Origin of the sequence: Microbacterium sp. H6 (assembly GCF_003314775.1) — a bacterium.
GTDB lineage: Bacteria > Actinomycetota > Actinomycetes > Actinomycetales > Microbacteriaceae > Microbacterium > Microbacterium oxydans.
The window spans coordinates 40629-42021 of record NZ_QOAY01000138.1; the positions used below are offsets into that span (position 1 = coordinate 40629).

At 63.2% G+C, this 1393-nt stretch carries 3 protein-coding genes; all 3 read right to left on the reverse strand.

Annotated elements, in window-relative coordinates; all coding sequences use genetic code 11:
- Positions 1-538, reverse strand: a 538-nt coding sequence (locus DSP71_RS08915) for a PD-(D/E)XK nuclease-like domain-containing protein (RefSeq protein WP_181800701.1), incomplete at its 3' end; no start/stop codon positions are given.
- Entirely contained in the window at positions 535-810 is a 276-nt protein-coding gene (locus tag DSP71_RS08920; RefSeq protein WP_113680913.1) for a hypothetical protein, read from the reverse strand. The genes DSP71_RS08915 and DSP71_RS08920, both read right to left, overlap by 4 nt.
- 372 nt (positions 811-1182) lie before the next feature.
- Positions 1183-1332, reverse strand: coding sequence for a hypothetical protein (locus DSP71_RS22160; RefSeq protein ID WP_181800702.1), 150 nt, complete (start codon positions 1330-1332; stop codon positions 1183-1185).
- Positions 1333-1393: the final 61 nt, after the last annotated feature.

Genomic DNA, 1393 nt, shown 5'->3' on the forward strand with positions numbered 1-1393 from the left:
CCGTGGTCTTGAGGTCCACGAGGCGTGGGCCGTGCCAGTCGAGCCGCCCCCGCAGCGCCACCCCTGTGTCGGGGTCGGTGGCGAACATCGACACCTCCGGGTCACCCGATGCGAGCAACGCCTTCACGGTCGGATTCGACAGCACCGATTCGGCCATGATGTCCACCACCCGGGCCGTGACACGCTTCACGGGGATCAGTCCACGGTCGCGGGCGTCCGTTTCAAACGCCTTCGCTGCCTTGGTGGAGATGGCCCCGTTGGACGCGAGCACGTTGTCCAGTTCGGTTCCGTCGTGATCGAACCGTTCCGGGCCGTTCCCGTCCGGGTAGACCGCAATCTGTGCGCCCACACCGAGCACCTTCGAATGGACCGCGGAGCCGAGGTCGAAACCGGCCTTCGGTTCTTCCGGGTGCTCCACGTAGTGCTTGTAGTGGGCGGGTGACTGGAGGATCTTCTTCGCTCCAGTGGAACTCAGCCCCGGCTGGCGGTGGTAGATCTGCTCGTCGAGTCCGTAGACCAAGCCGTTGTAGTCCGTCATGACAGCCCCAGCGCCTCGGCCGCTTCGTTGCGCCATTTCGCCGACGCTTCGAGGTTCGTGTACAGCCGGGCGTCACCCTCGACCTGGTGATCGAAGCGTGCGATCTCAATCAGGTTCGCGATGCGCTGCTGTTCGACGAGCGCAAGAGTCGCGTGCACCTGTGCTTCTCGAAATCCCCACTCGACGTCGTGCTCGTCATCCGTCGCGGGGGCTGATGCAAGCTTGCGCATCAACTCATCTGCCGCCTTCGCGTGGTCGATTCGTTCGGTCATGTCTGGTCCTTCCAGTACGTGTGGGGGCATTCCATCCACACGGTCGGGTTATGGGTGATGACCACTTCTCCGTGGTCATGGCAGAGCGAGCGCGGGGTCATGAGCAGATCTCGAGACTGACGATGCCGTCCTGTGCCGCTTCAGCGGCGTTCGTCCGTCGCGCCTCGTCGGCCGCAGCGACGGCTTCAGCAAGCGCTTCTGCATGCGTTTCGAACGGGGTGGTGCAGCCGCTGATGAATCGGCCCGTCTCGGAGTCGAACCGATCCCAATCCGCAACCCAACGGAGGTGCGCAGGCCAGATTTCGTCTGGCGCCAGACCCGCGTCATCGCTCGCATTCCTTCTCCGCACGATGGCCTTGAATCGCTCGGCCATCACATCTCTCCCTGCTCGATGCGGGCCTTTGTGAGCGCGTCGAGAGCAGCGGCTTCCTGACCTTCGCGGTACTTGTAGTGCATGAGCGCAGCAGCTTTCTCTTCCTGAGCGAGCTGCAGTCTGTGTTCGAGCTCGGCGATCGATGGCATGTGACTCTGTCACTCTGATTTGGCCCAGGGATGTCGCTTTGGTCTGGCCCATGTTGCGACG

Bases quoted from the DNA above. Each gene is read 5' to 3' on its own strand.
- DSP71_RS08920 (WP_113680913.1), bottom strand. From the start codon at position 810: ATGACCGAACGAATCGACCACGCGAAGGCGGCAGATGAGTTGATGCGC.
- DSP71_RS22160 (WP_181800702.1), bottom strand. From the start codon at position 1,332: ATGCCATCGATCGCCGAGCTCGAACACAGACTGCAGCTCGCTCAGGAA.